Consider the following 25,927-nt stretch of genomic DNA (forward strand, 5'->3'; position numbering starts at 1 on the left):
CCATAAAATATTATCACACTATCAATTTAGTGTAAAGAGTCATATTGATATTTCTTATTCTATTTCGTCTGATTCTTCTTTTTTGACTTCTTCTAACAATTTCAGCATTTGTGGAGTCATTGATAATTGTTCCAATAAGTCAGGTCGGCGTTGATAGGTTCTTCTTAAGGATTCTTTCAGTTGCCATTCTTCAATCAATTTATGGTTTCCATTTGTTAAAACTTCTGGGACTTTCATCCCGTTAAATTCTGCTGGCCGTGTATATTGAGGATGTTCCAATAATCCCGTTGAATAAGAATCTGTTTGAGCGGATGTTTGATTTCCTAAAACATCCGGTAGTAAGCGGACTGTTGCATCAATCATCACCATTGCGCCAAGTTCGCCACCAGTCAAGACATAATCACCTAAAGAAACTTCATCCGTAACTAGCGAACGGATTCGTTCATCATAGCCTTCGTAATGTCCACAAATAAATACTAAATGTTCTTCATTCGAAAATTCTTCCGCCATCGCTTGATCAAATCGTTTACCAGCTGGATCCAATAAAATCACACGTTTTTTTGTTTCAGGATTTGCTTGTTCAATTGCTTTGATATTGTCATAGATAGGTTGGACTTTTAACAACATCCCTGCCCCGCCACCATATGGATAATCATCGACCGTTTGGTGTTTATTATCGGAATAGTCTCTAAAATTAGAAACATTGATCTCTAACAATCCTTTATTGACCGCTTTACCGATGATCGATTCACCCATTGGTCCTTCAAACATTCGTGGGAAGAGTGTTAAGACATCAATTTTCATCATCGATCAATCCTTCTGGAATCTCGACGTAAATGACCCCATTTTCTAAATCAACTGTTTTAACCACTGAATCAATATAAGGAAGCAAAACATCCTTTTTCTTTGGTCGTTGGACTACCCAAACATCGTTAGCACCTGGTGAAAGAATTTCTTTGATTTTACCTAATTCATTTCCATTTTCCTCAACGACCTTTGCTCCAATGATCTCATGATAATAAAATTCATTTTCTGGCAACTCGATCGTTTCTTCTTTTGAAACTTTTAAAATACCGTCTCGATATTTTTCAACATCGTTGATTGAAGGATGCCCTTCAAAACTTAACAAGTCAAAATTTTTATGTTTACGATGACTTTTGACGGTTAATTCAATTGGCGCTTTCTTCTCTTGAAACAAGGTAAGTACAGCACCTTTTTTATATCGTTCTTCTGGAAAATCTGTGGTAGAAATGACGCGCACTTCTCCTTTGATCCCTTGAGTATTTACGATTTTTCCAACATTTAAATATTCAGTCAACTTGTATCCCCTTTTCCTTTTCACACATGTTTCAACCAAACAATGGTTTTTAAATGGCTGAACGTGTTTTTGACGTATCTGCCTTATTTTAGCATGTGTGCATATGCAATTCTACTTTCTTTTCGCTTTTCTATATCATTTTCCAATCATTTATTGGTTCATAGAAACAGCCATTTTCAATGCGGAAAGAGTATCTTTGTGGGTAACAGTATAAACATTTTTAGGCTCTTGCCAGCTTACTTGTGTAGCTTGTTTGGAAGAATCATTCATTTCAACCGTAATTTTCCCGTACTTCTCAGGCGCAGGCAAACTTGCTTTTTCTAAGTAAGCAACGATTTCTTTGGCTAACGGTACAGGATCTTGTCCTTCAATATTACTTGCCCGGACACGAATACTCCAATTTCCTTCTTGCCATTCTAGAATACTAGATCCCGCCGCTCCTTGTTGATAGCCAGTGATATTGTAGCCCAAATCGACTTGTCGGCCATTTGTATCAACTGTAACTGGTCTCAAGGCATCAATTGCTTCTTGACTAGAAGCAAAACCATATTGGTAAAGATAAGAAGCCATCGGGGTTTCTTGGTTTAACTCTTTGGCATTTAAGACATAGGCTTTCGGTAGATCATAGTATAAGATCGAAAAGCCCTGTTTGGTTTCGGCAGCAGCGATGTTTAATTTCCCTGTTGTAATCGGAATCTCTTGTGGCATCGGTGTCGTTGGGTATTTTTCTTTCAGTTCTTCAAATGCGGTTTGTGCTTGTTTATTCTGTGTAGATGTTTCTGTTTTTGTAGTCGCCGTTTCCGTTGTATTTCCAGACATCTCAGAGCTTTCACTCTTTTTGGTTGTTGATTGAGTATCTGTTTCTTTGGAAGTACTATGACTCGTTGAATGAGTCTCTGGTGTCGCCGTATCAGTTGTTTCAGTAGAATTATTTGTCCCTTGACAGGCACTTAAAAGTAAAAGAGCTGGTATCAATAATGCAACTTTTTTCATAGGTATCTACTCCTTTCTATACTTTAAGGATACGCTTTCTATACTCATTTGCCAAGTAGTCACCTCAAAAAGAAAAAAGCTGTCTCGTCAAGACGAAACAGCTTTTTTTATTCCTTATGATCGATGATATTTAAACGCACTTTTTTCGGTGCATTTGTTCGTACCCCGTAAACGATCGTACGAATTGCTTTCGCAACACGCCCTTGTTTACCGATGATACGACCAATATCTTCAGGAGCCACAGTTAGGTTATATTCATAGAAGTCTTTTGACTCAGTGACTTCTAACTGGACTTGTTCAGGATAAGTGACTAACGGACGAACGATTGTTAAGACTAATTCGCTTAAATCTTTCATATCCGATCACCTTATTTCTTTGAGAATTTAGCTTCGTGGTGTTTTTGCATAACGCCTTCTCTTGAAAGGATGTTACGTACAGTATCAGAAGGTTGCGCACCTTTAGATAACCAGTTAAGAACTAAATCTTCTTTTAAAACTACTTCTGCAGGGTCTTTCAAAGGATTGTAAGTACCTACAGTTTCGATGAAACGTCCATCACGAGGAGAACGTGAATCAGCTACGACGATACGGTAAAAAGGACTCTTTTTAGAACCCATACGTTTTAAACGGATTTTAACTGCCATTATATATTTCCACCTCCATTGTTTTATTCACAAGTTGTAGTGTAACAGTTTTTTTTTACCCTGTAAAGCTTTTTTTCTTTACAGCTAATAAAAAATTTTTTCAACTCTCTTTTTTATTGAAAAAAAGAATTCCTGTCACTAAAAAGGCAGCAATCATCAAACCTGTTACCATTAAAGAAAAAGAATAGTTACTCGAATCAATCCTTTCCCCTAATGCGTTCGAAGCTGTCGTTAAATAAAAAGGAGAATACTCAGCAACTTTTGTAAACATAGATAACAAATAACAGCCAGCCACACAAATCCCTCCACAAGCTAGCACAAAATAGCCAGAAGAAATAAAGGAGGACAACCATAGAAATAAAGTATATAACCACACACCCCATAAATAATAATAAAAACTTCTTGTCCCTAATTGAACAACCAGCTCATTATCCCAATAAATAGCAGTATAAAAGTAAGTAATGAAGGAACAACCCCAAAAACCAACTGCCCAAAAAAACTGTCCCATGATCCATTTAGTAAAATAAATTTTCCAGCGAACCATCCCTTTGGTTAAAAGATTAATCAATGTTCCTTTTTGATATTCATTCGTCAAGGTCGAGCTAAACAATAACAAAAACAATAAAAGAAACATAGGCATGTTTTTATAAAATTGTCCCCAAGAAGTCAGCGCATCTACATTGACTTCCCCGATTTTCATACCAGATGCTGCTAAATTTTCTGACATCGATTGAACGATGTAGGGTGTTAATTTGGCTATCAGTGGATTCATGATCCCAAAAATGATCGTTAATGAAAGCAACAGTAATAATCTACCTGTACGCCAATTTTCCTTCCATTCTTTTTTTGAAAACGCGAGTAATTGCTTCATTTGTCCACCACTTCCATAAAAATTTGTTCTAAGGAAGGTTCTAAACGATGAATCGATTGAATCGGTAATTTGTGATCAACAATTAAAGATAGTGCACGAAGTAAGTCTTCGTTAGTTCTGCCAGGATAAATAAGGGTTTCATTTTTCATGATTGCTCCCGGCAAAAGCGATAAAAATTCTTGAGAATGTTTCACAGTTGAAAATTGGATTTCAAATCCTTCATTTTTAGGATGGGTTTTCAATTCTGCTACCGTGCCCGATAAAACGATTTCTCCTTTATTTAAGAAAGCCACTTCATCACAAATTTGTTCCACGTCTGATAGAATATGTGTGGAAAAAAGGATCGTTGTTTGCTCTTTGACACGTAATAAGATATCCAAAATTTCTTTACGCCCCAATGGGTCCAACGCCGAAGTCGGCTCATCACAAATAAACAGTTTTGGTTCATTCAGTAACCCCTGGGCAATCCCCAAACGTTGCTTCATCCCTCTTGAAAAAGTCCTAATCCTTTTTTTCTCGTGAGCCAATCCGACTAACGCTAATAACTCTTGCGTTTTTTGTTGGATTTTATGTTTAGGCATCTCGGTGATTTCCCCGCATAATTGCAAATACTCTTCGGCGGTAAGGTAGTCATAAAACATCGGAATATCTGGCAAATAGCCGATCCAGCGATTCGTTTTTGTTTGACCATAGTGAACCGTTTCATCATTAACCTTGATTGTTCCAGCATCTTTTTTTAGCAACCCCAAAATCAATTTCATCGTTGTCGTTTTCCCTGCACCATTTTTTCCAATAAACCCAAAGATCGTCTTTTCCTTGACGGTAAGGGAAAGATGGTTCAACACTTTTTTTTCACCAAAAGATTTTGATACATCGATTAGTTCAAGGATCGCCATTATGCCTCCTCCTTACCGAACACGAAATACAAGATTGGACCAACAAATTGAAATCCTATGAGAATTACGATGATCCAGAGTGTTCGACTGCCAAATCGATAATGCGTATGAGTCAAAATATGATAAAGGGCATAAAAAAATAACCCAAGTTGTATGATCACTAACGGGATCAAAAATGGTAAAAACTCGTTAATATGCATTTGTTCCACCTACCAATTTCATCTTTTTATTTGATGCTGCGTTACCCCAAGTCATGCGATGATGTGTACCGATGTTTCAATGAGAAACATTCTTTATCAAAAGTTCATGTACTACACTCTTTTCTAAAAAAATCACACAAACTCCTTCAGACAAGACTTCTATTCACTAATTATAGAAGATCCATGTCAAGTGAAGCAAATATATATACGTAATAACTACTATAAGTAGTCGAAAAAAGTAGTTAAGTTAGTCGCTATGTTCCTCAAGTGTTTTTATTTGCTGAGTTTACTTATTTTTTGTAAGATAAATATAGAAAGTTTGAAGGAGGAATTGTTTTATGACTAAAAAAATTGGATTTTTTGTAGGTAGTTTGCGTAAGGATTCGTACAATAGAAAAGTAGCAGAGGCTTTCGCTAACTTGCTACCTGAAGGATATGAAGGTGTTTTTGTAAAGATCGATGATCTGCCTTTTTATAACGAAGATCTTGAAACTCCAGAGAATGCTCCTGCTGAATGGAGTCGTTTCCGTGATGAGGTCAAGGAATTAGCAGGTGTTGTTTTTGTTTCTCCAGAATACAATCGTTCGGTTCCTGCTGTACTTAAAAATGCGCTAGATGTAGGCTCTCGTCCTTACGGTCAAAGCGCTTGGGACGGTAAACCTGGGTTAGTTGTCACTGCTTCCCCTGGCGGTATCGGTGGATTTGGCGCGAACCATCACCTACGTCAATCACTTGTATTCTTAAATGTTCCTACCTTACAACAACCTGAAGCTTATATTGGCAATATTGCAAATTTAGTTGATGAAGAAGGTCATATTGTGGAAGGAACACTCAGCTTCTTCCAAACGATTCTAGATGCTTATCTTGATTTTTTAAATAAATTAACTAAGTAAAAATTAGCTTTGATAAGCGATGGGTCGAATCAAATAGATCATATATGAAGGAAACAATCGAAAAAAGGTTGTGGCATGTCTAGCTCTGAAAAACAAGCCGAAGAATCCGAAAATAGCTTCTCCTATTTTGGAATTCTTTGGCTTGTTTTCAATACATGAATAAGACCACGAAAAAAGCGATAAGCTCCGAGCGGATCAGAAAGGATTTGTTAAAATCGCTCCTCATGCTTTGAAAAATTTTCATTCCTCTTTATGTTCTTTTTTCCGAGACTTCTCTTCCCTTTTACTAAACCAGTATTATCCACGATTACTTACATAATGCAATTCAATGAACTCTCCAAAATAATTAGTATCAACTAGTTTCAATCGTTCTTCGTATGCGCCTTCTTGAAACAATCGAATACCTTCTCCTAAAAGCACAGGTGCAATTTGGATCCACCATTCATCGATCAAATGATTTTCGATCAAAGGTTTCAACAAATTCCCACCACCAACGACCCAGACTGTTTGGTTAGAATGTTCTTTTATGTTTTTCACGAATGAAACGGGATCTTCATGAATAACTGTTGCATCATTTAATACCAATTCTTTGTTAGTAGAAAATACAAAATTCTTTTTTTCAGGATACAGATGGTCAGTTGCTAACAATTTTTTGGCTTCCTGATAAGTTTTTCTTCCCATAATCGTTTGATCAATTGTTTGATAAAAAGCCTCGTAAGTTGTTTTTTCTCCAGTTGGTGTGTCAAATAACCACTGTAAACTATCCTCTTTTGTTGCTAAGTAGCCATCTAAACTAATGGCACCATAAAAGACGATTTTCCCCATCATATTCACTCTCCTTTTCCCATCTGGCTGACTTCTTGTTTGCGAAAGCAATGATCTAAATGATCATTGACAATTCCCACAGCTTCTAAAAAAGCATATATGGTTGTGCTTCCGATGAATTTAAATCCGCGTTGTTTTAGATCTTTGGCGATTTGATCAGATAACGGGCTCGTTGTTGGTACCTCATTTTGTTCTTTATACGAGTGATTGATCACTTGATGATCCGAAAATGACCACAAATAATCCGCAAAACTACCAAATTCATGTTGGATTTTTTGGACACCCTGAGCATTGGCTACCGCTGCTTCAATTTTACGACGGTTACGAATGATCCCTTTATTTTCCATCAACTCATTGATTTTTGCTTCTGTATATTCGGCTACTTTACCGATCGAAAAAAAGTCATAAGCTTCATCAAAGGAGGCACTTTTATTCAAAATCGTTTGCCAGCTTAATCCCGCTTGATTGATATCTAACATCAATTTACGAAAAAGTAATTGATCATCATATTCTGGAACACCCCAAACTGTGTCATGATAATGTTTCATACTTGCTGTTTGCTCACCCCAAGGACATCTTCGTTTCATTCTCTTCACCTCTTAGCTTTATTGTACCATTCCTTTGTTTCTCTATCTAAAATGAGGAACGCTATGGCAGGTAGTTTTTGAATTGGGTTTATCTAGTATGCAAAAAAAGAATCGCAAAGCCAGCAGAAGCTAACTCAACGATTCTTTCGATGGATGAAACGGTAAACAAAATTCTACTATTATAATAGAAGTACGATAGACGTACGATAGAAGCTTTATTTCCGTTTTTTCTTTTTCTTTTTGTTTTTCTTGATCATGCGATTCATCGCCATTTTTCCAAGTTTTCCTTTGACACCTGTGCCAAACATTTGGTCCATTCCAGGAATATTCATATCTCCCTTAGACATTTGTTGCATCATTTTGCGTGATTCTTTAAATTGCTTAATCATGCGGTTAACTTCAACCACACTGTTACCAGAACCTGCGGCAATCCTTCTGCGACGACTTGGATTCAATAAATCAGGGTTTTCTCTTTCTGCAGGTGTCATTGAGTAAACCATTGCTTTTTTACGTTCGACATCTTTAGGATCTACTTTGACATTTTCAATCCCTGGTACTTGGTTCATCCCAGGAATCATTTTGATCAGATCCTCTAACGGTCCCATCCCCATCACTTGATCCAACTGTTCAATGAAATCATTGAAATCAAATGAATTTTCCCGCATTTTTTTCGCTAATTCTTCTGCTTTTTTCTCGTCATAGTCTTGTTGCGCTTTTTCGATCAACGTCAACATATCGCCCATACCAAGAATACGGCTTGCCATACGGTCTGGATGGAAAACTTCAAGATCTGTTAATTTTTCCCCTGACCCGATGAATTTGATTGGTGCGCCAGTCACAGAACGGATCGAAAGTGCTGCACCACCACGTGTATCACCATCTAATTTAGTAATAACTACCCCAGTGATCCCTAGTTGTTGGTTAAAACTATCTGCCACATTGACAGCATCTTGACCGGTCATCGCATCGACAACCAACAAGATTTCATTTGGTTGTGTTAATTCTTTGATTTGTTTCAATTCATCCATCAGGGTTTCATCGATATGCAGACGCCCCGCCGTATCGATCAGAACATAATCATTTTTCTTTTCTTTTGCTAATTCCATCCCTTGACGAACGATCTCAACTGGACTAACATCTGTTCCCATATCAAAAACAGGTACATCTAATTGTTGCCCTAGAACTTTCAATTGATCGATCGCAGCTGGACGATACACGTCACCTGCGATTAGTAAAGGACGTGCATTTTCATTTTTCTTTAAATAGTTGGCTAGTTTACCAGTAAACGTCGTCTTACCTGCCCCTTGCAAACCTGCCATCATGATGACTGTTGGAATTTTTGGTGATTTATTCAATTCAACAGTTTCTGCCCCTAAAGTGATCGTCAATTCTTCATCAACGATCTTAACGATTTGTTGTGCAGGTGTTAAACTTTCTAATACTTCTACACCAATCGCCCGTTCTCGAACACGCTTCGTAAAGTCTTTTACTACTTGTAAGTTTACATCGGCTTCTAGTAATGCAAGGCGGATCTCCCGCATCATTTCTTTGACGTCAGCTTCTGAAACTTTCCCTTTTTTTCTTAACTTGCTCATTGCCTGTTGAAGGCGCTCAGTTAAATTTTCAAATGCCATGATTTCTTCATTCCTTTATTCTTCAATTTCTTGGATCTGTTTCACATAATCAAGGAGAACTTCATCTTTAGGATAAGTTTCCTTTACATAAGTTTTCATTTTTTCTAATAACTGTTCCCGAACAATATAATTAGAGAAAAGATGGAGTTTCTTTTCATAATCTTCTAAAATCTTACTGGTTCGTTTGATATTATCGTATACTGCTTGGCGACTTACTTCATACTCTTCTGCTATTTCTCCTAATGAAAAATCGTCTGCATAATACAACTCCATATAATTCATCTGTTTTTCGGTTAAAAGCGTAGAATAAAATTCAAAAAGTGCGTTCATTCGGTTCGTTTTCTCGATTTCCATTCTGTTCACCTCGCAATTTCAACCATTCTTCATCAGAGAGTACGGTCATCTTTTGTTGGATAAAATAAGCAGTTGCCACACCAGTTCCAGACTTCAAGGTTCCTGAAAAACTCCCATCATAAATAAGAGAGGAACCACAAGAAGGACTTTTCGCTTTTAATATCACTAAATCTATTTCTTGCTCTTTTAATTTTTGATAAGCATGGATTGCCCCTTCTTGGTAGGCTTTTGTGACGTCTTCACCATTTGTAGTGATCACTTTTGCCTGACCATTCCAAACGTCAAATCCATCGCCACCAACGATTTCTGCTGGGGCTCTAGGAGTTGAAAGACCGCCCATTACTTCAGGACAAACCATGATCGCTTTACCTTCAGCGACCAGTTTCTTTAATTCGGGCACAGCTTTTTCTTGTCCATCATACCGACATAAGACACCGCCTAAACAAGCGCTAATTCCGATCAATTGCCACTCACTCCTTTATCCAACAAAGTGCCTTCCTATTATACCATTTATTTAGTTGGTAAAATAGTCCTTCTACTGGATTCTATGCTAAAATAAGAAATGTCTATTCATGACACTTAATTAAAAAAACCAGGCATTAGTTGATAGCTGTTTTTAAATAAACAAAAAGAATGAACGCAAGAAAAGGGAGAAGTTATGAAAAAAGTATTAGTGGTAGATGATGAACCTTCAATCGTCACATTGTTGACATTCAATCTGGAAAAAGAAGGGTATCAAGTAACAAGTGCTTTAGACGGACAAAAAGGACTGGAATTAGCACTGGAAGAACCTTTTGATTTTATGATTTTAGATGTGATGCTGCCTTCTATAGATGGTATGGCAATCACCCAAAAGTTAAGACAAGAAAAAATTGATACTCCAATTTTAATGCTAACAGCCAAAGATGACCAGGTCGATCGGATCATCGGTTTGGAAATTGGTGCTGATGATTATTTAACAAAGCCTTTCAGCCCTAGAGAAGTACTTGCTCGAATGAAAGCTATTTTTCGCCGCATCGAACCACGCCATGTCCAACAAGAAGAAGCAGAACCTGCTTACCTAACGATTGGACAGATCAAAGCAGATTTAACGAATTTCCAAGTAACCGTAGAGGAACGACCAATCGAATTAACGCCAAAAGAATTTGAACTGCTCGTTTATTTTATGAAACGAAAAGATCGTGTAATTGATCGTGATACGCTGCTAAATCGCATCTGGAATTTTGATTTTGCAGGTCAAAGTCGAATCGTTGATGTCCATGTCAGTCACTTAAGAGAAAAAATCGAAAGAGACCCTAAACATCCAAAATATTTAGTGACAGTTCGCGGTTTTGGCTATAAATTTCAGGAACCAAAACGATGAATTGGAAAAAAATTTCTGAGCGTGTCTTCTTTTTCATTCTCTTAGTGGGACTCTTTTTCGGTGGCTGGCAAATGATTTCTCAATATTTCAAACAACAAATCATCGAGCAACAAGAAAGCTATCTTTCAAAAAAAGGGCAATTGCTGATCCAGCAATTGACTATTGATGATTTATCTTCGAAGCATAATCAATCAGTTTTAACAGACTTTGTTCATCAATCAAATGAACGACTAACCTTATTAGCTCCAAATGGTACAATCCTATTCGATACGACCGATCACTCACTACGAGGGCAGCGAAATACTCGTCCAGAAATCAAAGCAGTCCTTGATGGCGGCTCACTAGGTACTTCTTTAAGAATGAGCAGTACGTTAAAGGAAGAACTATTATATGTAGCACTACCGATCAAGAAGAATGGGCAGTTGGAAGCCATTATTCGAATCGCAGAACCAACAAATGGCTTTTTGCCAAGAACAGAAAATTTTCGTCGTTGGGTCTTTTTCTTCTTTTTGGTTTTCTTCGTTGTTTTGTCCAGTATGAGCTATTATTTGGTTTATCAACGTAACCGTCCCTTGAAAACCGTGCTGCCCGTCTTAAAGAAAATGGTCAAAAACCCTGATAAAACCGAGACCATCATGCAAACTTCTGATCAATGGGAAGAACTTTACCAAACGATCAATGCTTTGAGTGAACAAATGAGTAAAGTCTATCGTGCCTATACGACCACTGAAGAACAATTGTATACTCTATTGAATGAATTAATGATTGGTGTCTTTTTGATCGATTCAGAGTCACATCTGCGGCTATTGAATCCAAAAATGCAGGCACATTTAGGGGTACATGATTATCAGCCTAATCAACGGTATACTGAGATCATTCAAGAGCCAAAATTAATCCAATTGATTCACCAAGTTACGCCAAATGAACCATTGATCCATCAAGAAATTACTATTTCAGAGGGACAACAAACATTAGACATCAGCTTACGTTACTTCAATAGTTCTGAAGAGACTGGGCAGATTCTAGGCGTGGCTTATGATCTCACAAAAGTAAGACGATTAGAAAAACTGCAAAAAGACTTCGTAGGAAATGTTTCTCATGAACTTAAAACACCGGTTACTTCATTGATCGGATTTACTGAAACACTGCTGGATGGAGCCAAAGATGACCCAAAAATATTGAATGAGTTCCTATTGATCATGCAAAAAGATGCGATTCGTTTAGATAAGCTGATCCGAGAAATCATTCAGTTATCAAAAGATGAAGAAACGGCACACGAAACGCAAACCATCCATTTAGCAACTTACTTTGAACAAATCATTCAAAGTTACCAACCAATGATCGAAAAGAAACACTTAACCCTGGAAATGCAACAGAAAGAAAAATCATTTACAACTCAAACTGAACTCTTATACCCGATCATCAAAAATCTGATCGAAAATGCAATCCAATATTCTAAAGAATCAGAGAAAATAATCATCCGTTACGAGGTTGACAACCAATTGACATTCTCCGTCCAAGACTTTGGTATTGGGATTGATCGTGAAGATCAAGAAAGGATCTTTGAGCGCTTCTATCGAGTGGATAAAGCACGTAGTCGACACTCAGGTGGTACTGGTCTAGGTCTGGCTATTGTGAAAGATTACGTCAATCTCTTGGGTGGTACGATCAAAGTGGAAAGTCATCCAGGAATGGGGTCGACTTTTACCGTCACCATCCCTCCAGCATGATCACCTTTAAATCTTCAAAAAATGAATGAACAAGTGAAATAGAGGAACAGAAAAAAATAGGCGGTTGGCATAACCGCCTATTTTTGTTTTGTCTATCTGTTAATCGTGTTTATTGTCTACTGAAAACAGCACTTTGAGCCAGAACCAAATAGACCGTTTTTTCTTTCCATCCTTCAACTGGCTGTAATTTTCGATCATTCGCGTATACTGCCGGAAAATCGAGTCCGCCGCAAAAAATAGAATCAAAAGCAACAGAATCGAAACGGGTGAAATAGCGGAGATAGAAAATAATTTATGCAGAAAGACGACTGAAAATAAGATACCTGCTGCACAAAATAAAATGATCCGCCCTCTGAATTGGTTCAATGGGTGACAAATTTTATAGAGTACGAGAAAACCAACCGCTGTCAGTAGCATCGTTGAAGCCGTGGAAACATCTGTCTTATTCAAATGCAAGATGACACCGCCTACCACTAAAGTCCCCACGACAGTCATATCTGTTAGCCCACCAGGAATGGCTTTTTCTAAGACATTCACAATAAACTTTCCTTCAATTCGATTTTTGTTTTCTTCAAGAGCAAGTAAAAACGATGGCAAACCAATCGTAAACAGACTAATCAAGGTAATTTGAGAAGGCTCCAACGGATAAGTCAGTGCAAACAAGACAGAAAAGACGGAAAGTAAGAAAGAAAAAATATTTTTTACTAAAAACAAACTAGCAGATCGTTCAATATTATTAACAACTCGCCGACCTTCTGCTACGATCTCAGGCATTCTAGAAAAATCAGAATCTAATAAGGCAACTTGCGCAGCTTGGATCGTTGCTTCGTTGCCAGAAGCCATAGCGATACTACAATCAGCTTCTTTCATTGCTAAAATATCATTGACACCATCACCAGTCATCGCGACTGTATTTTTTTGTTTAAGAAGCTGAACGAACTGCATTTTTTGTTCAGGTTTTACCCGTCCAAATACGGTGTATTTTTCCACTGCTGAGAGATAATCTTCCTCAGCAAGTTGAGAAACATCAATATATTGGTCTGCATTAGCAATGCCCGCCTGTAATGCGACAGTTGAAACGGTCTGCGGATTATCCCCTGAAATCACTTTGATTGCTACCCCTTGTTCCTTAAAATAAGCAAATGTGTCAGGGGCTTCTTTTCGAATTGGGTTGGCAATCAAAAGATAAGCAAGCGGAATCACTTCTGCTTCTAAAAGTGCTTCGCTCAATATTCCTTGGTAACTACCGAAAACCAACACACGATAGCCCTGATCAGCATATTGACTAAATTCATTTTTAACTGTTTCGAAACGTTCACGTAAAACCATTTCTGGCGCTCCTAATACATAGACCCCATCAGCAAATGTTACGCTACTGAATTTTTGTACCGATGAAAAAGGCAAGATAGATAAAGGTTCTTGATCTGTAGGCTTATTAAAGTACGTTTTGATTGCTTGCATCGTCGCATTGTCATTTGCCATAGCTTTAGCATAATCTGAAATGAGTTCTTGAATCCTAGTTGCCTGTTGCTCCGCTTGCTCATTTTTAGCAATCACTAGTTTTTGTACAGACATCTGATTTTCAGTAATAGTTCCCGTTTTATCTACACATAGTACATTAACCCTTGCTAAAGTCTCTATGCTTTTCATATCATGTAATAATACTCGTTGCTTAGCTAAACGAGCGGCACTCATTGCTAGAGCGATCGTTGTCAATAGATACAATCCTTCTGGTATCATCCCGATTAAAGCTGCTTCCATGGCTACCACACTTTCTTTGATCGTGTTGCCATTAAAAAAGTAACTTTGTGAAAACAAAGTGATGCCGATGGGAATAATAATGATCCCGATCCATTTGATTAATTTATTCAGCGAAGCAATCATTTCTGATTGTTCGCCTCCTCCCATTTTTTTTGCTTTTGCTGTTAATTGGGAGATGTAAGAGTCATAGCCAACCTTGTCTAATCGTACATAAGCCTTACCAGAAACGACAAAGCTCCCTGACATCAAATAATCATCTACTTCTTTCACGATCTCATCTGCTTCACCTGTCAAAAGTGCTTCGTTGACTTGTAATTTACCGTCTAAGACATAACCGTCTGCAGGAATCTGTTGACCCGTTTCGAGCAAGATGACATCATCTAAAACTAATTCCTCCATATCGATCTTATTGGCTACGCCGTTTCTTACGACTGTGACTTTTGCTGCATTCAGTACACTCAAATTATCTAATATCTTTTTTGAGCGAATCTCTTGATAGATAGCAATTCCCGTGTTTGCAAGAATCACTGGCAAAAAAGTCAAATTTTTATAGGAACTAACTAGACATAATAAAACTGCTAAGACGATAAAAATCAAATTAAAATAAGTAAATATATTTTGCAAAACGATTTGTTTGTTCGTTTTAAATGATGGGTCGATCGTTTCATTTGTTGCTTGAGCATGCACTCGTTCTGCAACTTGCTCATCTGTTAGCCCCTTTCGATAATCGGGAGCATATCTTGTAATATTTTTAACTGAAGTTTGATCTTTTTCAACTTCCGTTTGATGACTAAATATTCTCATTTACCGTTTACCTCGATTATTAGTATTATATTTACCTTAATACATTTGTAAAAAAAAAGCCTATGAAATGACTAATAAATATCTTTCATTACTGTCATATTCATTTGCAGGAAATAGCTAAAAAAAAGCATGCCCGTTAAAGGCACACTTTTAGGGGTAGCAGATTTGAGTACATGATTGCTTATTTTAAGTTTCCTTCAGCATCACGTTCTACTTTCATCGCAGTAATTGGTAAGTAACCGAGTTCTTTCACCGGTCCTTGTTGGATTTCGTCTGTCATCATATAATCTAAAAATTTTTGAACTTCCGGGGAAGGCTCACCATTTGTATACATGTGTTCATAAGACCAAATTTTCCAACTGTTGTCAGCAACATTTTCTTCTTTTGGTTCTACACCATCAATACTTAAAGCCTGTGTTTTATCATCCAAATAAGAAAAAGCAAGGTAGCTGATTGCGCCAGGAGTTTGGCTAACAATTTGTCGAACAGTTCCTGATGAATCCTGTTCTTGTGATTGTACTGGAGTAGCACCATCTAATCCCCACTTTTCAAAAGTAGCTCGTGTACCACTACCATTTGCCCGATTGATGACATTGATTTTTTCATCTTTCCCACCTAGTTCTTGCCAATTGGTAATTTTTCCAGTGAATATATCAATTAATTCCTGTTTTGTAATATTTTTGACGTTCGTGTCTTTATTGACGATTGGCGCCATACCTACCACCGCAACTTTATGATCCTTTATTTTACTTGCATCTACGCCTTCTTTTTCCTCAGCAAAGACATCGGAGTTTCCGATCGTCACTGCCCCAGACTCGACCTGACTTAACCCAGTACCACTTCCGCCACCTTGGACAGAGATTTGATAGTTGGGATTTTTTTGGACAAAACTTTCTTGTGCCGCATCGACTAAAGGTTGGAGCGCAGTAGATCCGACAGCCACGATTTTGACTTGATCGCCAGAAGTTGCAGAATTATTTTGTGCTGCGGAGCCATCCGTGCTACCAGAACCGGAACCACAGCCAGCTAACATAAGACCTAAAACACCTAAAGAAAATAATACTTTTTTCATTGATATACCCCTTTCTTATTTACAAGTAAATTGTAGCAATCCACTGTAAATCCTGCATATTGAAGGTGTAAATATCCAGTTAATTTATGTAAAGTTATCGTAAATCGAAGCCAAATAAAAAGGCTTCGTACTTTTTGATGTTGGTGAAATTCACCGACAAATTTTTTATGATGTAAAAACAGAGAGAAGAGCCCCACTGAAATCCTTTAAACCATGATCCGTCACGTAAAACTATTTTAACCAAAAAAAAAACACAGAAAGAAGTTTTCTTCTTTCTGGCCAAATGATTCTAGACTTTCTCTTTACCAACGTCATTTGACAAAAAGCCCAAAAATAAAGGTTAATTTATATCAAAACTAACCTTTAATCCTTTTCTTTCTTCTCTATCTACGATATACTATAATTAAATAAAGGAGCTATGCGCTAACATAGCCCTTAATGTGTAGTCCGTTCAAAGCGGATGGCATTTTTTAACAAGTTTAGAGCCTGTCTACTTCGCCAAAAGTTGAGACGGCTCTATTTTTTTTTGTTCTTTTTTGAACTTTAACCATGCTAAAATCGAATCACTAGCTTTCGCTACGGCAGTAATTACTACTGCTGCTGCTCCGATAATAGCAATGATTTGATCCAACGAGAACAAATCAGGCATTTCCTTTCTAAAGAGTACGTCCAACAAGCTAATAAGCCCATAGGCACCACGTCTCCTCAATTGGATTTGCCAAACCGCCACAAACTTTCTACAATCATCATTTGACAAAAAGCCCTATTCAAGTAATAGAATAGCAATTGGGATTAATGATTCTACTATGATTGAAGAAGTAGCAATATGCTATATTTAATGTCATGCAGAACAACACTTCGCAAACAAAGTTACTTTTCAAATTTAGATAAATGGGTTATAATAAAAATGAAAGGGCATGCTGTAACATGCCCAGTGTAGTCCGTTCAAAGCGGATGGCATATATACAAAGCTTTAGAGCCTGTCTACTTCGCCAAAAGTTGAGACGGCTCTATTTTTTTTGTTCTTTTTTGAACTTTAACCATGCTAAAATCGAATCACTAGCTTTCGCTATTGCAGTAATTATTACTGCTGCTGTTCCGATAATAGCAATGATTTGATCCAATGAGAACAAATCAGGCATTTCCTTTCTAAAGAGTACGTCCAACAAGCTAATAAGCCCATAGGCACCACGCCCCCTCAATTGGATTTGCCAAACCGCCACAAACTTTCTACAATAATATTATATCATAGAATAAAGATCTTTAGCTTGCCTAAAAAGGCTATTTGAATTTTTTAAATAGGTTGATTATTATACGAAAAGAGATATTTCCTTTGCGGAATATGTAATACATTCAGTTATTCATTCTTTTATATTTCGATTTGATTTTCTTCATTGTATTCTTCTTCAGGCAACATTGCTTCATTCATATCTTCATCCATTGATTGCGTATCTAACTTCTTACTTAGTGAATACTCCATTTCTATGTTTATTCTAGTTTGTTCTACCACTTTTTCTTTGAGTTCTTCCTTTTGTGGGAAACGAAGCTGTTTTTTCGCTATTTCTAACTTCTCTTCTATTTCCTTAAGTTGTTCTTGCTTTCCTGCCATCCTTTCAGGTATTTTTGTACAGTGTTTTCAAAACGTCGAATCCTGCCAACGCCTGTTTTGGGATCAAAAATCTTTGACAAAGAGCAAAAAAACACTGTTCGCTACTATCATTTGCTCACAATGTTTCCTCTTTATTGAACCTATTTATTAACTTCGCCGGACAGTTTTTCTTCTATTCTTAATTTTGCTATAGAATAAAAAATGACTGCTAATAAAAACGAAAGAATCGCTAGATAAAAACTTGGTTTAATGGTCAAAAAGTACATCGAAGTTTCCCCTGTATCTTTCAATCCACTTTCACTTAAGCCATTCGGTCCAACAATGATTCGTGGCAGAATAGAAAAAAAGGAAGTAAAAACCAACATACAAGAAAAATGAATCAAGTGCCAATTATAACTATTCATAAATTTATTTGTCAAAATCAAGCTCATACTCACTAAAAAATAGAATAGTGTTAAAATTGGAAAATTTTTCGATACTACAATCCCAGTACCATGAATTAGCCCCAAAATTTCTGCTCCCTGAACAACGGCATTCACCCAAGTAAACGGCAACAGCAGAATTGGAAAAAACCAAAAAAATAAATACAATTGTTCAAGTTTTATTTTCTTTTTCATCACTTTACTCCTACGCGATTTTTTCTTTCACCTACTATAAGCGTTTTCTCTAAAAAAATTAGGGGGAAAATCTTTTTTTTTAGAGATAAGGCTATGAGAGTTTATTCATTTAATCTACAAATTTCAAAAAAGTGTTTGATTATTAGCTGGTTGATTTTAGAATGAAAGTAGAAGAAATCGGATTCACCTGATTGGGGGAACACACCATGAAAAATCATGGAAAAAAATTAATTTTGCTCTTACTTTTCATTCCGTATGTGTACTTCTCTTTACTACTAGATTATCGGTATCATTCTGTTTTTGGCTTGATTTTTTTGATTTTTCTGTCTTTTTACGCTGGCTTTAGCTTCCAGAAAAAGCAACAGTTACTCTTTCTCTTCTTTATTAATATTAGTTCAACATTCATTTCTTATTTGATTTGTCACTATTACTCTGATTGGCATTTCTTTTACCAGCCATTCAAACCAACCCAACTGATTTTACTGCTTTCAGTTTTGTATTTGATCCCTCAAATTCTTGGGGCTTTTTGGGCAAGAATTTTCACTCGCTAAATCAGTGAATCGAAAAAATATGACTAGCAAAGGATCGGTAAACACCCAATTTTTATAGAAAATCAGCTATGATTTCTCATTGATCCTTGTAAAAAAGTCTGAAAAATCATAGCACCGAAAGAAGCAAAAAATAAAAATTTACGCTATTCATTAAAGTTCATGCAGATAGATTTTTTTTATAATAATTTTATCAAATAATTGTGATTGACTGTCTTGTTCACCAATAATCTCGGCAATTACTGTACGACTGTTTGGTTTTCTACGTAACTGATAATTGATCTTTCCAGTTGCGGTCAATTCGTTTAACATATCGACCACTCCTCCAAAGCCCGTCTTTTTCGTAATGAAACCTAGTGTAACCATTCGTTCATCTAAATTTTTAGCAGAAATCGTTACACCAGTAATCAAATAACGTTTCAGTGTTTGTACCAACTCATCTAGACCATCAGAAGTCGAAACGACAGCAGCTGTTTGGTCAGTGTAGTTTCCAAGTAGTTCATTACTTTCTATAGGTGCCTGTACTTCTTCATTTGCCTTCTGACGTAAATCTGCTAATTCTTGTAACAGTGTTTCATATTGCTCTTGTGTCAACATCACTCCTGCAACTTTTTCACGATTAAATATATATACACCGGTTTCAGCTTTTCTTGCCTGATCAAATACATCCATCGGTGATCGTTTTACTTCAGTGATTGAAGATGTAGGAACTTCTAATTTCTTTAAATCCAAAAGACATCCTCCTTTACTCATCTTCTTTATTATAACACACCCTTTTCATATGATAAAAATCAATTTTTCGTATCAATCCAATAATCAATATCTGATAGTAGACGATCTACCCCAAAAGAAGGTTGGTAGAAATAAGTCTTTTGATGTTTACTATTATTTAATGGAAAAAAATGGTCCGTAATAATCAATTGTGCATAACTTGGAGGGATTGATCGAGTACAAACATGTATGGAGGTCCGTTTTCGATGTCGCAAGGTCTTATCCAGAACAGAAGCTAGGCGGCGCGCTTCCTCATGATCGTAACGAAAAAAAAAGACGATTTTTACTTCTGGTGGATAGATTTCCAGGTATCCTCTTTCTTGCAAAACTTTAAGTAAAAGTAGGCCCCATTCATACGATGGATATGTAAGTGCTTGTTGTAAAGCCATCCGGTATTGATAAAGTTTTTCATTAACATTCGGCACCAAACGCAAGCTTTCCTGATACTCATGAAATTCCTCTTTGACTACTCTTTCGTGTAGTCCAATTGAGTAACGGAGCCACTCTTGATAGATAACTCGCGTGATCGTTGTTTTATTCGTACTTTCAAATTCACTAGCCAACCAAAACAACGAATCCAATTTCTCTGTTAAGGTCATTAATTTTCGGTAGATTTTCGTTTCTTCAATTTTTTTCCAGTATTTTTCGATAATGATGTTGCAACTTAAACGAACGATACAGCGGTAATTTTTTTCGCGGACAGATAAACGTTGTTCGTGTCGGAATAACAACTCTGGAAAAAGTTCAAAAAAAAGCGTGCGATGTTCGTCTAATATTTTGATTTCGGCATTTTGGGCACGTGTCTCCAACAAATGGATAAATAATTCGGAAAAAGACTGTTCTGTATCCCCAATAAAAAAGAGGGGAAAATCTTTAAGAAAACAGAAAAAAAGATAGCGTATCTTTCTTTCAGAACCATAAAGTTGTTGTTTTCGATAAGAAAAAGACAAATGATATTCACCCAGCCATTTTCTTAGACGATCTTGTGAGGAGCGGTCATACTCTTGTTGATACTCCGTGTTCAAAATCAAATCCTTCAATAAGCAAAAGGACGAAGAGTGGATCAGAAAATCAAACAACAAATAGGGCTCACTGTAGCCTTTATTATAAATCAGCTTTACGCTTTTTTTATGTTGAATCAGTTGGATCGGAAAATCTCCTTCTTCTAATCTTTTTAAATATCGATCGATCGTTTTTACATCAACTAATAGTTTTTCTGCTAGATCCGTTTTTTTCCACGATAAATCTTTCATTTGATGGATCAATATAAATAGATTTTGTACATTTTTTGACAATAATCTTTGCCACTTCATTGGCGTTCCCTCACTTATTTTTTACTGTGTGTTTCAGGAGTACGATCAACTATAGATTAATACATCTCCCTATATATAAATTACGAAAAAAAACATTTTTTCTTCTTTAATTCAAACGAAATTCATTAAATTCTAATTTAACAGATCGAAAAAGTTAACTACTGCTATTTTTTTCTTACCGTCACACATTGAACTGTGCAAAATTTCGTACAATGGGAACAACTATGGTTACTGATTATTTCTTGAATACCTCTCTCAACCTCTCTCCTGCCATTTTTTCTTTTCATTTTGTCTACATAAATAAAAAAGACAATCTTTAACGACCTTTGCTAAAATTGATTCGCTGAAAAATAGCTGCTTGCCAGTTTTCATTTGAATAAATTTGCTTGTGTTTGTCCTTAAAGATTGTCTTTTTTCTATTCTTACACTCACTCGTTAATCAAGTAACGTTAACAACTTATTTTAAAGTTAAGGCGTTGAGCGCAACGACCACTGTACTTAGTGACATCAAGACTGCTCCCACTGCTGGGCTTAAAATAAGTCCGATCGGTGCTAAGATTCCTGCTGCTAAAGGAATAGCAATAATATTATAACCAGCGCCCCACCAAAGATTTTGGATCATTTTTCTTCTCGTTTCTTTTGCTAATTCTAAGAAATGCAAGATATCTTTGGGGTCACTGTTCGTTAAGACAACATCTGCAGAATCAATCGCAATATCAGTTCCTGCTCCGATTGCCATACCTATCGTTGCCCGTGCTAAGCTTGGCGCATCATTGATGCCGTCACCAACCATGATCACTTTTTTTCCTTGATCAAGATATCTTTGAACGATCGCCTCTTTGTCATCTGGCAGTAGACCACCGTAATATTCATTGATTCCAAGATATTCCGCTACTGCTTGGGCTGCTTTGGGGTTATCCCCAGTCAACATGACTGGGATAATATTTTTTTCTTTGATCGCTTGGATAAACTCTTTTGCTTCTGGTTTAATGACATCTCCTAGAGCAATCACAGCCACTAATTTATCTGAAACTACTAAAAAGCTGACAGTGTTTCCTTGAGCTTCATAGTTTTTTAATCGTTCAGGGTCGATTTTTAGTCCTAAACGTTTTGCTTCTTTTTCATTAATAATTTTAACATCTTTGTCTTCCACAGTTGCTTCTAAACCAACACCTGCTAAATTTTTTTGTTCCTGTGCTTGATAAGGAGTAATCTTTTTTTCTTTTAAATAATTCATTATCCCAATCGCTAAAGGATGATTTGCATGTGCTTCTAAAGCACCAATATATTTCAAGATTTCTTCTTCTTGATAAGCTTCATCTAAAATCTCAATACCAGTTACAGTAAATTTTCCTTGGGTCAACGTGCCTGTTTTATCTAACATGATCACATCTAGATCATTGGCTTGTTCCATCGCATTCCGATTTTTCAAAAGCAACCCATTTTTAGCTGCGATCGAAGTCGAACGAGCAACGACTAATGGAATCGCAAGTCCCAGTGCATGCGGACAAGCAATGATGAACACGGTGACCATTCGTTCTAGTGCATCTGGTAGATTTGCTAGGAAGAGCCAAGCAATAAAGGCGATGATCCCAACTACTAAAGCCACATAAAATAACCATTTTGCTACTTTATCTGATAGAAACTCTAATTTAGATTTTTCTCCTTGGGCTTTTCGTACCATCTCCATTACTTTTGCAAGGTAACCATTTTCGCCAGTACCTGTTACAGTAATTTCAATTGTTCCGTCGCCATTAATTGATCCACCAATGACCGAATCGCCCACTTGCTTTTTAACCCCTTTGGATTCACCCGTAACAGCAGATTCATCAACAATGGTATGTCCTTTGTCGATCGTCCCATCCGTTGGCATCTTGTCTCCAGCACGAACAATTAGACGATCACCTTCATGGACCTCTTTTAAAGAGACGGTTTCTTCAGTCCCGTCTTTTTTCAATCGTTTTACCGATTCAGGTAATAATTCTGCTAATTTTTGTAAAGCATCGCTGGCATTAGAGACTGCATTCATTTCGATCCAATGTCCCAATAACATGATTACGATTAACGTTGCTAATTCCCAGAAAAAATCCATGACATGTGTATGGGGGTTGATGAGGTTGGCTATAAAAGAATACACACTATAAACATATGCGACGGTAATCCCCATAGCAATCAGTGTCATCATTGCTGGACTTTTTTGTTTCAATTCCATTTTGGCTCCGCTTAAGAATGGTTGTCCGCCATAAATAAATAAAATCGTTGCCAGAACCAACACCACCCAATTAGAACCAGGAAACGTCACTTGAAAAGGAAAGGACATCCCCATCATCGGTGAAAAAAGAATAATCGGAATCGCTAAAATCAGAGAAAACCAAAATTTTTGCTTAAAGTTCCCCATGTGCATAGAATGATCCATTCCATCCATATTTTCATGACCCATGTGGCTATGATTCATTCCACTCATATCTTCATGATCCATATGGTTATGATCCATTCCGCTCATGTGTCCATGGTCCATCTGTTGGTGCCGTTCCATGTGTCCATGCGTATGGTGTTGATCCATATTTTCCATTTTTCCATGTTCCTTTAAATTATTCTTGGTATTCGTTTGTTCTACAGTTATTTTTTCCTCAGGATTCTTTCCAATAGCGCCCTTTTTATTTGTTTCATTCTCAGGATCCATTCCATTATTCATTTTTTTCCTTCCTTTCCTCTGAAACGATTTATTTGATCGTTTTTCGATTTAAGCTTAAAGAATTCAATAATACACTGATTGAACTAAAGGCCATTGCGCCACCAGCAATGATTGGGTTTAAAAAACCAAAGGCAGCAAAAGGAATCCCGATCGTATTATAAATGAATGCCCAAAACAAATTTTGTTTGATTTTTTTTAATGTGGCAGCTGATAAAGAAATCATTTGATTGATAGAAGTTAAATGACTATTCATTAATGTCACATCGGCTGTTTCCATCGCAATATCGGTTCCACTTCCCATTGCAATTCCAACATCTGCTAAAGCTAGCGCTGGGGCATCATTGATTCCATCACCGACCATGCCAACTTTCTTTCCAGCTTTCTGTAGTTTTTCTACATAGTTGGCTTTTTCTTCAGGTAAAACTTCTGCAAAGATATGGTCAGAATCGATTCCTACTTGTTTGCCGATTGCTTGAGCGGCTCGTTGATTATCTCCCGTAACCATAAACACATCTACACCTTTTTGTTGTAGTTGCTCGATTGCTTGTTTTGCATCTTCTTTGATTTGATCAGCAACGGCAATCATCCCAAGAACCTGTTCTTCGTTGGCTAAAAACATCACTGTTTTCCCTGCCTGTTCTAATTCTAACGCCTGTTCTTGAAATTCATCAAATGAAAGGTTCATTTCAGCTAGTCTCTTTCTAGTCCCAGCAAAATAATGAACACCGTTGATCGTTCCACTGATTCCTGCACCAGGATGAGCAACAAAATCGGTGATTGGCTGAGTTTTTGCACCGACTTTTGCGCCATAAGCAACAATAGCTTTTCCTAAAGGATGTTCAGAAGCATGTTCAAGGGAATAGAAAAGGGAAATGATCTCTTTGGGACCGATCACATCTGTTACTTCTGGTCGGCCTTGTGTAATCGTTCCAGTTTTATCCAAAATAATACTATTTAGATGAGCGGCTCCTTCTAACGCTTCGCCACCTTTGATCAATATCCCATTATGAGCACCGACTCCTGTTCCTACCATGATGGCGGTTGGTGTTGCTAAACCAAGCGCACATGGGCAAGCAATGACTAAAACGGACACACTATGAAGCAATGCTAACTGCCAATCCTTCGTGAGCCATCCTGTAACTAATAGTGTCACCAATGCTAAAAACAAAACGATCGGTACGAAAATCCCTGAAATCTTGTCAGCAATTTGTTGGATCGGTGCTTTACTTCCTTGAGCATCTTCCACCATTTGGATGATTTGTGCCAACACCGTATCTTTTCCTATCTGAGAAACTTGTATTTGGATCAATCCATTGGTATTGATCGTTCCACCAAAAACCATATCTTTTTCTTTTTTCTCAACAGGTACACTTTCTCCTGTCAACATGCTTTCATCCAATGCACTAGCGCCAGCAATGATCCGTCCATCTGTAGGTACTTGTTCACCAGGACGAATCACTAAGATGTCATCGATCATGACCTCATCAATTGCAATCGTCTCTTCTTTACCATCTCTTAAAACTTGTGCTGTTTTTGTCTGAAGGGACATCAACTGTTTGATGGCATCGCCTGTTTTACTTTTTGCTGTATGTTCTAAATACTTTCCAAGTAAAATCAAGGTAATGATCATACTGCTACTTTCAAAATAAAGATCATGGGAATGGCTAGGGAAAAAACCATTATAAATGCTTAATGCGAAGGCTGCAGATGTTCCAATCGCAACTAAGACATCCATATTCGGCGCCTTAGTTTTTAATGCATGATAGGCTCCTTTATAAAAGCGCCAACCTACATAAAATTGCACAGGCAAAGCAAAAAGCAACTGCACAAGAGGCAGATGGAAGAACGACACAATTGGTCCATGACTTCCAAGCATCATGGCAATCATTGCTAACATCAAGGGTAAAGTCAAGATCGCACTAAAGATAAGATCAAACTTCATTTTTCTTAAATAGGTTTGTTTCTCCTCAGCAATTTTTTGTTTATGCGCTTCGTCATATAAAATTGCCCCATAGCCGATATTTTCGACACTTTTGATCAATCTTTCTGTAGTAGTGTCGGTATATTTCACACTTGCCTTTTCAGTGGCTAAATTGACAGTAGCGGACATGACACCAGGTTGTTCATTTAGTTCTTTTTCGATTCGAGCAGAACAATTCGCACATGTCATTCCAGTAATGACAAATGTTTCCATTTTGGTATTCGTTGCCATCAAATCACCTCTGCTTGATAGCCTAATTCATTGATTGCTTGACAAATCTCTGTCGCTTGAACATTTGCTTCATCAAATTTCACAACGGCTTTTTCTTTTTTCAGCTGAACTTTTACTTTTTTGACACCACTGATTCTTCCGACCGCTTCTTCAATCCGAGCCACACAATGGTTGCAACTCATCCCTTTAACTGAAAATTCTTGTTTCATTCTTGTTTC

General features: G+C 37.1%; 28 protein-coding genes. 4 read left to right on the forward strand and 24 right to left on the reverse strand.

Translation table 11 applies throughout. From position 1 onward, the window contains the following. Positions 1–54: 54 nt before the first annotated feature. The 8 genes from trmD to AB3I12_RS08100 all read right to left on the reverse strand — a co-directional run bounded on the left by trmD (position 55) and on the right by AB3I12_RS08100 (position 4,921). Positions 55–804 carry a tRNA (guanosine(37)-N1)-methyltransferase TrmD gene (gene trmD / locus AB3I12_RS08065; RefSeq protein ID WP_025480115.1) on the reverse strand — a complete coding sequence of 250 codons (750 nt, stop codon included), beginning with the start codon at positions 802–804 and terminating at the stop codon, positions 55–57. Next, positions 794–1,318, reverse strand: a complete 525-nt coding sequence (gene rimM, locus AB3I12_RS08070; protein ID WP_010718461.1) for a ribosome maturation factor RimM — start codon at positions 1,316–1,318, stop codon at positions 794–796. Before rimM ends, trmD begins: the two co-directional genes overlap by 11 nt. 150 nt (positions 1,319–1,468) lie before the next feature. Next, complete coding sequence (locus AB3I12_RS08075) at positions 1,469–2,311, reverse strand: hypothetical protein (protein WP_063627357.1); 843 nt, start codon at positions 2,309–2,311, stop codon at positions 1,469–1,471. Between the two features lie 107 nt (positions 2,312–2,418). Then, a complete protein-coding gene (locus AB3I12_RS08080; RefSeq protein WP_010718463.1) occupies positions 2,419–2,667 on the reverse strand; it encodes a KH domain-containing protein in 249 nt (82 codons plus the stop codon). A gap of 11 nt (positions 2,668–2,678) precedes the next feature. Further along, positions 2,679–2,954 carry a 30S ribosomal protein S16 gene (gene rpsP / locus AB3I12_RS08085; RefSeq protein WP_010718464.1) on the reverse strand — a complete coding sequence of 92 codons (276 nt, stop codon included), beginning with the start codon at positions 2,952–2,954 and terminating at the stop codon, positions 2,679–2,681. A 100-nt stretch (positions 2,955–3,054) separates the two neighbouring features. Then, positions 3,055–3,825, reverse strand: a complete 771-nt coding sequence (locus AB3I12_RS08090) for an ABC transporter permease subunit (RefSeq protein WP_063627358.1) — start codon at positions 3,823–3,825, stop codon at positions 3,055–3,057. Then, positions 3,822–4,721 (reverse strand): ABC transporter ATP-binding protein, encoded by a 900-nt coding sequence (locus AB3I12_RS08095; protein ID WP_063627359.1) that lies wholly within the window; start codon positions 4,719–4,721, stop codon positions 3,822–3,824. The genes AB3I12_RS08090 and AB3I12_RS08095 overlap by 4 nt, the downstream gene beginning before the upstream one ends. Next, the gene (locus tag AB3I12_RS08100; RefSeq protein ID WP_010737914.1) at positions 4,721–4,921 is read right to left on the reverse strand and encodes a PLDc N-terminal domain-containing protein; all 201 of its coding nucleotides are present in this window, start codon (positions 4,919–4,921) and stop codon (positions 4,721–4,723) included. Before AB3I12_RS08100 ends, AB3I12_RS08095 begins: the two co-directional genes overlap by 1 nt. A 338-nt stretch (positions 4,922–5,259) precedes the next feature. Here AB3I12_RS08100 and AB3I12_RS08105 point away from each other — a divergent pair, with 338 nt between their 5' ends. After that, entirely contained in the window at positions 5,260–5,814 is a 555-nt protein-coding gene (locus AB3I12_RS08105) for an NADPH-dependent FMN reductase (protein ID WP_010718468.1), read from the forward strand. Between the two features lie 297 nt (positions 5,815–6,111). On the opposite strand, the gene AB3I12_RS08110 is transcribed toward AB3I12_RS08105, so the two are convergent. The 5 genes from AB3I12_RS08110 to AB3I12_RS08130 form a co-directional block, all read right to left on the reverse strand. Continuing rightward, complete coding sequence (locus AB3I12_RS08110; protein WP_034700956.1) at positions 6,112–6,639, reverse strand: dihydrofolate reductase family protein; 528 nt, start codon at positions 6,637–6,639, stop codon at positions 6,112–6,114. A 5-nt stretch (positions 6,640–6,644) separates the two neighbouring features. Next, entirely contained in the window at positions 6,645–7,226 is a 582-nt protein-coding gene (locus tag AB3I12_RS08115; protein ID WP_010737917.1) for a DNA-3-methyladenine glycosylase I, read from the reverse strand. A gap of 215 nt (positions 7,227–7,441) precedes the next feature. Further along, positions 7,442–8,860 (reverse strand): signal recognition particle protein, encoded by a 1,419-nt coding sequence (gene ffh, locus AB3I12_RS08120; RefSeq protein WP_010718476.1) that lies wholly within the window; start codon positions 8,858–8,860, stop codon positions 7,442–7,444. A gap of 15 nt (positions 8,861–8,875) precedes the next feature. After that, positions 8,876–9,214 carry a putative DNA-binding protein gene (locus AB3I12_RS08125; RefSeq protein WP_010718477.1) on the reverse strand — a complete coding sequence of 113 codons (339 nt, stop codon included), beginning with the start codon at positions 9,212–9,214 and terminating at the stop codon, positions 8,876–8,878. Then, on the reverse strand, positions 9,174–9,677 hold the full coding sequence (locus AB3I12_RS08130; RefSeq protein ID WP_010718478.1) for a DUF523 domain-containing protein: 504 nt from the start codon (positions 9,675–9,677) through the stop codon (positions 9,174–9,176). The genes AB3I12_RS08125 and AB3I12_RS08130 overlap by 41 nt, the downstream gene beginning before the upstream one ends. Positions 9,678–9,872: 195 nt before the next feature. Here AB3I12_RS08130 and AB3I12_RS08135 point away from each other — a divergent pair, with 195 nt between their 5' ends. Together AB3I12_RS08135 and AB3I12_RS08140 are read left to right on the forward strand one after the other, a co-directional pair. Continuing rightward, positions 9,873–10,577 carry a response regulator transcription factor gene (locus tag AB3I12_RS08135; protein ID WP_010718479.1) on the forward strand — a complete coding sequence of 235 codons (705 nt, stop codon included), beginning with the start codon at positions 9,873–9,875 and terminating at the stop codon, positions 10,575–10,577. Further along, on the forward strand, positions 10,574–12,307 hold the full coding sequence (locus tag AB3I12_RS08140; protein WP_063627360.1) for an ATP-binding protein: 1,734 nt from the start codon (positions 10,574–10,576) through the stop codon (positions 12,305–12,307). The genes AB3I12_RS08135 and AB3I12_RS08140 overlap by 4 nt, the downstream gene beginning before the upstream one ends. A 99-nt stretch (positions 12,308–12,406) precedes the next feature. On the opposite strand, the gene AB3I12_RS08145 is transcribed toward AB3I12_RS08140, so the two are convergent. The 6 genes from AB3I12_RS08145 to AB3I12_RS08170 form a co-directional block, all read right to left on the reverse strand. Then, entirely contained in the window at positions 12,407–14,872 is a 2,466-nt protein-coding gene (locus AB3I12_RS08145; RefSeq protein ID WP_063627361.1) for a cation-translocating P-type ATPase, read from the reverse strand. A 181-nt stretch (positions 14,873–15,053) separates the two neighbouring features. Continuing rightward, positions 15,054–15,944, reverse strand: coding sequence for a phosphate ABC transporter substrate-binding protein PstS family protein (locus AB3I12_RS08150; RefSeq protein ID WP_034700844.1), 891 nt, complete (start codon positions 15,942–15,944; stop codon positions 15,054–15,056). Between the two features lie 490 nt (positions 15,945–16,434). Beyond that, the gene (locus AB3I12_RS08155) at positions 16,435–16,674 is read right to left on the reverse strand and encodes a hypothetical protein (RefSeq protein WP_063627362.1); all 240 of its coding nucleotides are present in this window, start codon (positions 16,672–16,674) and stop codon (positions 16,435–16,437) included. A 280-nt stretch (positions 16,675–16,954) separates the two neighbouring features. After that, positions 16,955–17,167 carry a hypothetical protein gene (locus tag AB3I12_RS08160; RefSeq protein WP_063627363.1) on the reverse strand — a complete coding sequence of 71 codons (213 nt, stop codon included), beginning with the start codon at positions 17,165–17,167 and terminating at the stop codon, positions 16,955–16,957. Between the two features lie 146 nt (positions 17,168–17,313). Next, complete coding sequence (locus tag AB3I12_RS08165; RefSeq protein ID WP_063627364.1) at positions 17,314–17,553, reverse strand: hypothetical protein; 240 nt, start codon at positions 17,551–17,553, stop codon at positions 17,314–17,316. 140 nt (positions 17,554–17,693) lie between these two features. Then, a complete protein-coding gene (locus tag AB3I12_RS08170; protein ID WP_010718484.1) occupies positions 17,694–18,170 on the reverse strand; it encodes a hypothetical protein in 477 nt (158 codons plus the stop codon). A gap of 206 nt (positions 18,171–18,376) precedes the next feature. On the opposite strand from AB3I12_RS08170, the gene AB3I12_RS08175 reads away from it, so the two are divergent. Further along, complete coding sequence (locus tag AB3I12_RS08175; RefSeq protein WP_014834534.1) at positions 18,377–18,721, forward strand: hypothetical protein; 345 nt, start codon at positions 18,377–18,379, stop codon at positions 18,719–18,721. A 150-nt stretch (positions 18,722–18,871) separates the two neighbouring features. On the opposite strand, the gene AB3I12_RS08180 is transcribed toward AB3I12_RS08175, so the two are convergent. The 5 genes from AB3I12_RS08180 to copZ form a co-directional block, all read right to left on the reverse strand. After that, positions 18,872–19,450 (reverse strand): hypothetical protein, encoded by a 579-nt coding sequence (locus AB3I12_RS08180; protein WP_063627365.1) that lies wholly within the window; start codon positions 19,448–19,450, stop codon positions 18,872–18,874. Positions 19,451–19,509: 59 nt separating this feature from the next. After that, positions 19,510–20,802, reverse strand: a complete 1,293-nt coding sequence (locus AB3I12_RS08185; protein WP_063627366.1) for a helix-turn-helix domain-containing protein — start codon at positions 20,800–20,802, stop codon at positions 19,510–19,512. 457 nt (positions 20,803–21,259) lie between these two features. Continuing rightward, the gene (gene copB / locus AB3I12_RS08190) at positions 21,260–23,365 is read right to left on the reverse strand and encodes a copper/silver-translocating P-type ATPase CopB (protein WP_331245440.1); all 2,106 of its coding nucleotides are present in this window, start codon (positions 23,363–23,365) and stop codon (positions 21,260–21,262) included. 160 nt (positions 23,366–23,525) lie between these two features. Then, positions 23,526–25,709 carry a copper-translocating P-type ATPase CopA gene (copA, locus tag AB3I12_RS08195; protein ID WP_063627368.1) on the reverse strand — a complete coding sequence of 728 codons (2,184 nt, stop codon included), beginning with the start codon at positions 25,707–25,709 and terminating at the stop codon, positions 23,526–23,528. Continuing rightward, positions 25,709–25,918: a copper chaperone CopZ gene (gene copZ, locus AB3I12_RS08200; RefSeq protein WP_010718490.1), complete on the reverse strand. Its 210-nt coding sequence runs from the start codon at positions 25,916–25,918 to the stop codon at positions 25,709–25,711. Before copZ ends, copA begins: the two co-directional genes overlap by 1 nt. Between the last annotated feature and the right edge of the window lie 9 nt (positions 25,919–25,927).

It is taken from the genome of Enterococcus sp. C65 (assembly GCF_040887165.1).
GTDB classification, from domain to species: Bacteria; Bacillota; Bacilli; order Lactobacillales; family Enterococcaceae; genus Enterococcus_B; species Enterococcus_B hirae.

Coding starts and splice junctions, on each gene's coding strand:
- trmD (WP_025480115.1), bottom strand. CDS start 804: ATGAAAATTGATGTCTTAACACTCTTCCCACGAATGTTTGAAGGACCA.
- AB3I12_RS08075 (WP_063627357.1), bottom strand. CDS start 2,311: ATGAAAAAAGTTGCATTATTGATACCAGCTCTTTTACTTTTAAGTGCC.
- AB3I12_RS08080 (WP_010718463.1), bottom strand. CDS start 2,667: ATGAAAGATTTAAGCGAATTAGTCTTAACAATCGTTCGTCCGTTAGTC.
- rpsP (WP_010718464.1), bottom strand. CDS start 2,954: ATGGCAGTTAAAATCCGTTTAAAACGTATGGGTTCTAAAAAGAGTCCT.
- AB3I12_RS08090 (WP_063627358.1), bottom strand. CDS start 3,825: ATGAAGCAATTACTCGCGTTTTCAAAAAAAGAATGGAAGGAAAATTGG.
- AB3I12_RS08095 (WP_063627359.1), bottom strand. CDS start 4,721: ATGGCGATCCTTGAACTAATCGATGTATCAAAATCTTTTGGTGAAAAA.
- AB3I12_RS08100 (WP_010737914.1), bottom strand. CDS start 4,921: ATGCATATTAACGAGTTTTTACCATTTTTGATCCCGTTAGTGATCATA.
- AB3I12_RS08105 (WP_010718468.1), top strand. CDS start 5,260: ATGACTAAAAAAATTGGATTTTTTGTAGGTAGTTTGCGTAAGGATTCG.
- AB3I12_RS08110 (WP_034700956.1), bottom strand. CDS start 6,639: ATGGGGAAAATCGTCTTTTATGGTGCCATTAGTTTAGATGGCTACTTA.
- AB3I12_RS08115 (WP_010737917.1), bottom strand. CDS start 7,226: ATGAAACGAAGATGTCCTTGGGGTGAGCAAACAGCAAGTATGAAACAT.
- ffh (WP_010718476.1), bottom strand. CDS start 8,860: ATGGCATTTGAAAATTTAACTGAGCGCCTTCAACAGGCAATGAGCAAG.
- AB3I12_RS08125 (WP_010718477.1), bottom strand. CDS start 9,214: ATGGAAATCGAGAAAACGAACCGAATGAACGCACTTTTTGAATTTTAT.
- AB3I12_RS08135 (WP_010718479.1), top strand. CDS start 9,873: ATGAAAAAAGTATTAGTGGTAGATGATGAACCTTCAATCGTCACATTG.
- AB3I12_RS08140 (WP_063627360.1), top strand. CDS start 10,574: ATGAATTGGAAAAAAATTTCTGAGCGTGTCTTCTTTTTCATTCTCTTA.
- AB3I12_RS08145 (WP_063627361.1), bottom strand. CDS start 14,872: ATGAGAATATTTAGTCATCAAACGGAAGTTGAAAAAGATCAAACTTCA.
- AB3I12_RS08150 (WP_034700844.1), bottom strand. CDS start 15,944: ATGAAAAAAGTATTATTTTCTTTAGGTGTTTTAGGTCTTATGTTAGCT.
- AB3I12_RS08165 (WP_063627364.1), bottom strand. CDS start 17,553: ATGGCAGGAAAGCAAGAACAACTTAAGGAAATAGAAGAGAAGTTAGAA.
- AB3I12_RS08170 (WP_010718484.1), bottom strand. CDS start 18,170: ATGAAAAAGAAAATAAAACTTGAACAATTGTATTTATTTTTTTGGTTT.
- AB3I12_RS08175 (WP_014834534.1), top strand. CDS start 18,377: ATGAAAAATCATGGAAAAAAATTAATTTTGCTCTTACTTTTCATTCCG.
- AB3I12_RS08185 (WP_063627366.1), bottom strand. CDS start 20,802: ATGAAGTGGCAAAGATTATTGTCAAAAAATGTACAAAATCTATTTATA.
- copB (WP_331245440.1), bottom strand. CDS start 23,365: ATGGATCAACACCATACGCATGGACACATGGAACGGCACCAACAGATG.
- copA (WP_063627368.1), bottom strand. CDS start 25,709: ATGGCAACGAATACCAAAATGGAAACATTTGTCATTACTGGAATGACA.
- copZ (WP_010718490.1), bottom strand. CDS start 25,918: ATGAAACAAGAATTTTCAGTTAAAGGGATGAGTTGCAACCATTGTGTG.